We start from the raw sequence: 7,032 nt of genomic DNA on the forward strand, positions 1-7,032 counted from the left end.
ATCCTTAACTGATGATTACTCAAGTTGTCCGGTGATCGCCTAGTAGATGTTAATGGCATACGACTAGGATATAAAAAACTTCTATCCTTAACTGGTGAATAAGAATAAATTTATTGAATAAAGTTATTAAATAAAAAAATAACCTAGCCACGGCAACAGCTAGGTTATGGGAGATTTGTAACTACTCTAGTTTACCACTTGTCCTAAATCTTTGATAGCGCGTTTAATTCTTTCTCTGACGTTACCACTTCTGTACCTACTGAACTGAAGTTTCACTCGTGCTACTCGAATTAAGTCCTGATAGTCAGCAATATGGTTAAGTCCTATCTTCCAATCGCCATTAATTAACTCATTCTCCCTTAACTCATTGGCCACTTTGCCTAACAATTGCTTAGTAATTTCATTGTGTGCTATAGCAGCGTTAAAACCATTGTAATTACAGCAGTTAGTAAAACTAGCGTGGGCATCTTTCAAAAAACCACGAGATTCTAACCATTGCTCCCTACTGTTGATTGACTCCTGTTCATATTGTTCACTGGTTTTGGCAATATCAAAAGCATTATCACATCTCCGTTTCAAAGTTTCCTCTAGACAGGCATAAGCTAACGGTACGGCTATGGGATTGTGTTTAAGTGCCTGTTCTATCCAAAATTCGGTAGCTACTTGGATAGGTACTATTTTGATTTCCCCTCTACCACCTCTACCGTGATCGTCTCTACCAATAGCTATTGAATTGTCGAACTTAAAGTCCTTACCAGATAAGGTTTCTACCTGTTTTGTGTCTAATTTTTCACGAACTTGAAACCCTGATTCTTCCGTTCTATTTTTCAGAAAATACCTGACATTAAACTCACTGGTATTCACTGCTTTAGCTACTTGTGATTGACTCATCACATACTCACCATCTGGTAATCTGAAAACTTCAACATCGATACCAGATATTTGAATCATTGCTCTAGTTGCTTTATTCATTGCCTAATTTTCCTATCTATCGTTTCCTGATCCGCGTATAGTTCCGTTATTTAAACGTTTTTCCAGTTTCTGACGATTGGTTTTAATTATCTCAGCAGGTGCTATGTCAAAATAATTTCCAATCAATAAAACATAGGCTAGAATATCGCCTAATTCTTTGATTAATGATTGAGTTATTAACTCATTGACAACAATGGCATTGTTGTCACGAATTAACTTTTTAATTATTTCTATTGCTTCACCCGTCTCACCCGCCAAGCCTAACGCAAGTACAGCTAATTCTGTGATATCTGATAATTCATACTCACTGGAGTATTGTTTTAGAAATTCTAGATGTTGCTGTAATTCTGTCATTTGCTATTCCTTATTGATTGAATTGTGTATTGTTAGTTGTTTATAGGTAAACTTATTAAATAAAGTTATTTAATAAAATTACCTATAGCTACTTAAAAATTAATTCGCTGCACAAAACTAGTAGAATCTTTTATCTCATTCAGTATTTTATTCACCTGATCTGTAGACAGTGATTCAATTGTGTCAGCAGCTTCCATCCCTGTTTTCTCTACTATTTCTTCTGCAATTTGATAAAACGAGTCTGGATTCCAACTCATATAAGAAGCTAACGTTTGTGCTAGGTAAGTCATTGTTAGTAGAGTATGCAATAACGCTCTTTTCTCTACCAACACATAATTCTCGTCAAATAGCTTAAACGATTGTTTTTGTTTTTTCACAATTTGTTTCCTTATTTAGTAATTGTCGCCATTGTGTTACTTTCTTAATTTTTCTGATACCATCAGCAATTCTTCCAATCGCTTTAGTAGTTCTAGCAACTCTTTATCCTCATCAGTAAAATACTCATCAACCTCTGGTAAAGACAATTGCAGATGATGTATTAAAATTTTTAACTGATTGAGAGTCAAATTAATTTTTACGTCAACAATCATTGTCAAGTACACTCCTAATTTCTAATCTCAATTCTTGGTTAATTAATTCAATGATTTTGTCGTTTCAATCCTCAATTACCTTAATTAGTAATTGTCACTTTTATTGTTGCCATACTCTGAGCGGGTTAATTTGACAAAATACCCAAAAGCCATTGAGTGATACTTCTTTGGCTCCTAGCTCTATGCAAAAATGTCTATACTCTGAATACATCTCACAGAATGAAATAGAATGAGTTGCAACTATGTTTTTGTCTGATATCATTACTGGATGTTTGTCGTAATTTTTTAATTCAATTTCACGACGTAATTTTTCAACAAAAATGGATAACTCCATAGGTTTTTCGTGATTACTACCTATTAAAAACCATGATTCAATAGGTTGGTCAAGAGTGTAAGGGACTGTAGCAGTTGTACCAAGTTTGCAGTATTTTCCAATCGGTGTAATAAGTATTGTCATTTTGGATAGTTTGGATTAGCTAGTTGTTTCGTTTCAATCCTCAGTGTTATGTTTCAATCCTCAGTGTTATTACACTGTCACTTAAACTGATTCATTTTTAAACCATCCTATTTTTGTAGAGATATAACCTAACTTTCTGAGAACTTTTTTAAATTCCTTAGATTCAGAGTTTGTGATTACACCATCTTTAATTAATAAAGCAATGTAATCTTTAATCACGCTATGTCTAACATAAGTACCTCCTATGTTCTCTAGTTTCATAAATTCAACTTTCATGAAAGTTTCGAGTGCATCTTCTATTTCAGATTTAACATTAGTGTTCATAATTTGTTGCCAATATTTCTCTATCAAAGTAATTGTTTCTAAGGTAGTAGTTTCGTAAATCAGTGAATGAATAGCAGCCAAGTCAATAGAAACTGTTTTTTGTGTCTCTGTTATTTTCCATTGCTTGTTACTGCTAAATTGCTTACGTCTTGAAACATACTGAATACAATTCAACTTATTGTGCCAAAAATCAAAGTAAAACTCAGCAAAATCAGAAAAATCATAATCATTAATACTTTCGAGATTGATATTCAAACCATCTACTTTTTTGTGATTGATGATTAAAAATCGTCTATGCAACTCTTGAAAATCTACATCTTGATGTAATGGTTCAACTGATGATATTACCTTAGGACAAAACACATGAAAAACTTTGTTTGTCCCATCATTGTTAGCAATCATTACCTTATCAGTTGAACGGTTATAGCCAAACAAGAGTAACTGCAAAAGACGTGGGTCTCGTCTTAAATCATGACTACCTAAATTATCCCAACAGAGAATAGCACCGTCTTTTTCATATTGCTTATCCTCATCTATCCATCTCAAGTGATCTAACGAGTTTCTAATACTAGGAAAAGTATCAGAACTGCTAAATGTATACTCTTGATTGTGCAAATATGCAGTAAGGATTGAAATTGTAGACTTACCACTTCCGGGTAATCCATAACAGAACATAATCGGTACTACTTTGCACCATTTTTGACTTAACATCATATAGCTACAAACTATTTGATATAAGTCAGGATTGGAATACCAAACAAAGTTACCTATTACCTGTTGTAATTGCACTCCCAATGGTTCACTATCATTTGTTATTAATGACTTCCAAGTTGGTAGTAAATCTACCATAAAATCTTTGGGATTGATGTATTCTTCGGGTCTAAATTCTTCCATTGCACTATTTTGTGATGAGATTTATTTAATAAAGTTATTCAATAAAATCATTCATGAGGTATCAAAACCTTGTATGTTGGTTTATTGAATAAAGTTATTGAATAACTTTATCTACGACTAGAATGGTATTTTACCTATTGTTAAAGTCGCTACTTCAGAAATAGTTTTTAAACAGTAGCTTACATAGCCAGGTTTATCACCATCTGATGCAAGTAATTGAATCAAATCTGCAATACTATCAAGTTTAGCCTCAGGAAAAATTGCCTTCATTTGTTGCAAAGTAAACGCCATTCTATCATTCAATTTTTCTAACTCAGTTTGCCCTTTAGAACCTCCGTATCCACCTTTGTAACCAACTGCATTTTTTAGTGGTTCTAACTCAATTGTTTTATTTTCTAGTGGTGTTAAATTAATAGCTGCTTTCTCAGCCTGTTCCTTCATATCAGGAGTCATACCTACATCACCAAGTAAGTATGTCAGCATACCGTCATAACGGAATCTAATCATCCCAGTGTATGCTTTATCCCAATCTAAAGCATTGATTCTATTGCACAAAAAAAGCTCTAGTGTAGATTGAGTATGTTTCTTAGTTTCACCTTTATAGGTAGTTTCGTGTTCACCCTTGTTTAGCAATCTAATGACTACTGTCTCGCCAGGACAATTATGTTCCTTAAATGATTTTTCGATACCTTTTGAGTGACTCCTAATTTTACCTGTTAGGTAGATATAAACATCGTCTTTTTGGAACTGTAGCTCTTCAAAGTCAATTTGGCAGGATAATTGATCATCGACATTTTTTGGCGGGTACAATCTAGCGTATTTTTGACCCTTAGAACTATCAACCTCAAAATAAGAAAAACTCATGTGTATTTCCTCAACTGTTCATTTATCCAATAATCCAAAGTTGGCGCATTGAAAGTAACACCAGATGGGTGAAAACAAGGCATTGATTTAAGTCTAGTTTGTAATTTGTTAGATCCCACAAAACAAGTAGATTCAAATAATTGTGGGTTGTGAATTTCTAACAATGCCAATTTATTGCGCAATGCACCTATTTCTCCACTTTTGTTTAATACCCAATCACCTTTATATTCAATTGCCACTAGAGGTTTAGATGCAGGTGAATATTTTGAAAAAAGCACAAAATCAAAACACCATGTAATCTTGCCAAGTCTACCAGAGTAAGCAATTGTTATTTGATGTTGTCTAACTATTTCTACATCAAATTTTTTACATATAGGACGTAAAGTTTGATAATAGAAACTAAATTCTTCTTTGCTATCCCAATACTCCCAGCCTAAAATGTTCTTGGGTTTTCTTAATCGTGATTCTTTGGTAACTGTGTTGTACCAAAATTTAGTCGAGTATTTCATTTTTCATTTGTTCTTTAAATTGTTTGTATGCCTTAGCCAATACTTTCATCAACATATTAAAATCATTGGCTTGTCCACCAACTTGTAGTGGTATGAACAATTTATTGATGAGATATTTAATTAAATAATCCTCATCATAGATAACTTCCAATTTGATATCATCCTCATCCTTTTTCATGCCTTTGCAGCGGCTGTAAAATACTCTTTTGATCTCATGATTATCAGAACGCAACAACCCAGGGAATAGACCTTTACGGTATGGATTGTATAAAACATCAGTCCAGTGTATCTGTACCGTATCTTGGTTAATAATTTTGTAGCCTAACGCTTCAAGTTTTGTAAGTACAGTTGATTTTTGAATTGTCATGGTTGTATTTATTGAATAAGTTTATTCAATAACTTTTAGCACAAGCTAACTCATGATTATTCCATAGATTGAATAGCCAAAAGTGTTGCTATGTCGTTGTTATTGATTTCTTGTTTTCAACAGTAGCGTAAAAAAAAACACTTGCAAGACCCTACCCTCTATCTTTAGGAGTACAAAAACACTAAAAACCGGTACAGATACCGGTTTCGCCGTTTTATATTACATTATTAAATAATATTTGTTGAATATATAAATATTTATCTATACAACGATAAACATATTTACAGCAAGACTTTGAGGACGCTTAAACAGGTTGTTTATACTCCCAAATAGAAAAAGTTACATCACTAAAGTATAGTGGTACTTTAAACACTAAGTTGTATCCAGCAGTAAAGCGATTAAACTTATGTATAGTTGGTGTAAATAGTTTTATAAATAATGCTTCGCCTTGCAATACGCTACCAAGTTTTATGGGTGCTGGTAATGTCTGGACTAGATAACCTGCTTTATACCAATGCTGATTGCTTGTGGAAACAGAATAAGCAATTATTGGGCTAGTGAAAATATGAGGTACATCATCAGAATTGATGATTAAAATATCTCTGATTGATAAATTAACTGACTGAATATTTGTTATTAATTGCCAATCAGAGATATTGTTAAACATAGGATTAGACCTTTATAATCTCTAATTCTGTACTAGATACGGCGGTAATAGTCTTAGCTGCCCATTTTGCACCACTACCTGCCGGAAAAGATAAACCAATTACTCCTTTGACACTAGCAGATTGATCGTTGTCAATTGATTTTGACAATGCTCCTGAATATCTAATTTCTCTATATCCAGGTGTATTGGCAACAGTAACTTTTACAGTTTTTAAAATACCTCTTTTGACTAATTCTCCTACAGATGTTAGTGGTACTTTGCCTTTGTGGGTTGCAGTAACATCTTTAATTCCGGTGGCAATATTCCAAGAAGAATTAGTATAGATATTTTTAGCACCCAAGAAATAAAAACTTGTAGGTGTATTTTCACCTGCAACATTTAATGACTCACCAATTACGTGCAATACTGAAAACATAGCCATAATTCAAAACCTCACTACAATAATTAAAACAACAAATTATTTGAAACGGCGATAAGTCTTTACAACAGCACCTTTAATAGTTCCGGTATCATAACCAGTTCTGGTACTATTCATAATTTTAACCTGCTTACCAATTAGAGCTTTAAATGGTTTATTGGCAGGACATACAATGATTTTCCTTTTGAGCTTACCATCTGTCATTTCTACACGACAACTGATTTTTCTAGCTGCTCCAAGTGCTATTAAATCATTAATTGAATTACCTGCATCAGCATCATCTGGAATAGGTGTGTTTTCCCCTAATTTAGTTAGTCCTATGGATGATCCTATTGAATTATATGTAGCGTTATCTAAACCTAAAACATATTTGTTGCCATTAGCAGCGGTTAACAAATATGCGCCTTCATCTCGTTTTACCATAACAATACCTCAACATCTTGATATGTCTTTGTTATAGCATCAAACACACGACGAACGAACGGTTGGAAACCTAATAGGTTATCAGTTTGAGGCAACAATTAACTACCTGTTTTTGAATTATTCAATAACTTTATTAAATAACTTTTTCCATGACTTTGGTAGACATTGCAAACTTGATAAAGTACACTTGTTT

The 7,032-nt window shown here is 33.3% G+C and carries 12 protein-coding genes; all 12 read right to left on the reverse strand.

Annotated features, from left to right (window positions below):
* Window positions 1-186: 186 nt before the first annotated feature.
* The 12 genes from IQ237_RS25560 to IQ237_RS25615 all read right to left on the reverse strand — a co-directional run bounded on the left by IQ237_RS25560 (window position 187) and on the right by IQ237_RS25615 (window position 6,839).
* Entirely contained in the window at window positions 187-972 is a 786-nt protein-coding gene (locus IQ237_RS25560; protein ID WP_194060049.1) for a hypothetical protein, read from the reverse strand.
* 12 nt (window positions 973-984) lie between these two features.
* Window positions 985-1,326: a nucleoside triphosphate pyrophosphohydrolase family protein gene (locus IQ237_RS25565; protein ID WP_194060050.1), complete on the reverse strand. Its 342-nt coding sequence runs from the start codon at window positions 1,324-1,326 to the stop codon at window positions 985-987.
* 92 nt (window positions 1,327-1,418) lie between these two features.
* Window positions 1,419-1,703 carry a hypothetical protein gene (locus IQ237_RS25570; protein WP_194060051.1) on the reverse strand — a complete coding sequence of 95 codons (285 nt, stop codon included), beginning with the start codon at window positions 1,701-1,703 and terminating at the stop codon, window positions 1,419-1,421.
* A 36-nt stretch (window positions 1,704-1,739) separates the two neighbouring features.
* Complete coding sequence (locus tag IQ237_RS25575; RefSeq protein WP_194060052.1) at window positions 1,740-1,916, reverse strand: hypothetical protein; 177 nt, start codon at window positions 1,914-1,916, stop codon at window positions 1,740-1,742.
* Window positions 1,917-2,016: 100 nt separating this feature from the next.
* Window positions 2,017-2,373: a hypothetical protein gene (locus tag IQ237_RS25580; protein ID WP_194060053.1), complete on the reverse strand. Its 357-nt coding sequence runs from the start codon at window positions 2,371-2,373 to the stop codon at window positions 2,017-2,019.
* Window positions 2,374-2,454: 81 nt separating this feature from the next.
* Window positions 2,455-3,591, reverse strand: a complete 1,137-nt coding sequence (locus tag IQ237_RS25585) for a hypothetical protein (RefSeq protein ID WP_194060054.1) — start codon at window positions 3,589-3,591, stop codon at window positions 2,455-2,457.
* A 117-nt stretch (window positions 3,592-3,708) separates the two neighbouring features.
* Complete coding sequence (locus IQ237_RS25590; RefSeq protein WP_194060055.1) at window positions 3,709-4,455, reverse strand: hypothetical protein; 747 nt, start codon at window positions 4,453-4,455, stop codon at window positions 3,709-3,711.
* The gene (locus IQ237_RS25595; RefSeq protein WP_194060056.1) at window positions 4,452-4,964 is read right to left on the reverse strand and encodes a hypothetical protein; all 513 of its coding nucleotides are present in this window, start codon (window positions 4,962-4,964) and stop codon (window positions 4,452-4,454) included. Before IQ237_RS25595 ends, IQ237_RS25590 begins: the two co-directional genes overlap by 4 nt.
* A complete protein-coding gene (locus IQ237_RS25600; protein WP_194060057.1) occupies window positions 4,948-5,331 on the reverse strand; it encodes a hypothetical protein in 384 nt (127 codons plus the stop codon). Before IQ237_RS25600 ends, IQ237_RS25595 begins: the two co-directional genes overlap by 17 nt.
* Window positions 5,332-5,635: 304 nt before the next feature.
* Window positions 5,636-5,998, reverse strand: coding sequence for a hypothetical protein (locus tag IQ237_RS25605; RefSeq protein ID WP_194060058.1), 363 nt, complete (start codon window positions 5,996-5,998; stop codon window positions 5,636-5,638).
* 4 nt (window positions 5,999-6,002) lie between these two features.
* Window positions 6,003-6,419: a hypothetical protein gene (locus IQ237_RS25610; protein WP_194060059.1), complete on the reverse strand. Its 417-nt coding sequence runs from the start codon at window positions 6,417-6,419 to the stop codon at window positions 6,003-6,005.
* 36 nt (window positions 6,420-6,455) lie between these two features.
* On the reverse strand, window positions 6,456-6,839 hold the full coding sequence (locus tag IQ237_RS25615) for a hypothetical protein (RefSeq protein ID WP_194060060.1): 384 nt from the start codon (window positions 6,837-6,839) through the stop codon (window positions 6,456-6,458).
* Between the last annotated feature and the right edge of the window lie 193 nt (window positions 6,840-7,032).

Origin of the sequence: Sphaerospermopsis sp. LEGE 08334 (assembly GCF_015207205.1) — a bacterium.
In the GTDB taxonomy this organism is placed as follows: domain Bacteria; phylum Cyanobacteriota; class Cyanobacteriia; order Cyanobacteriales; family Nostocaceae; genus Sphaerospermopsis.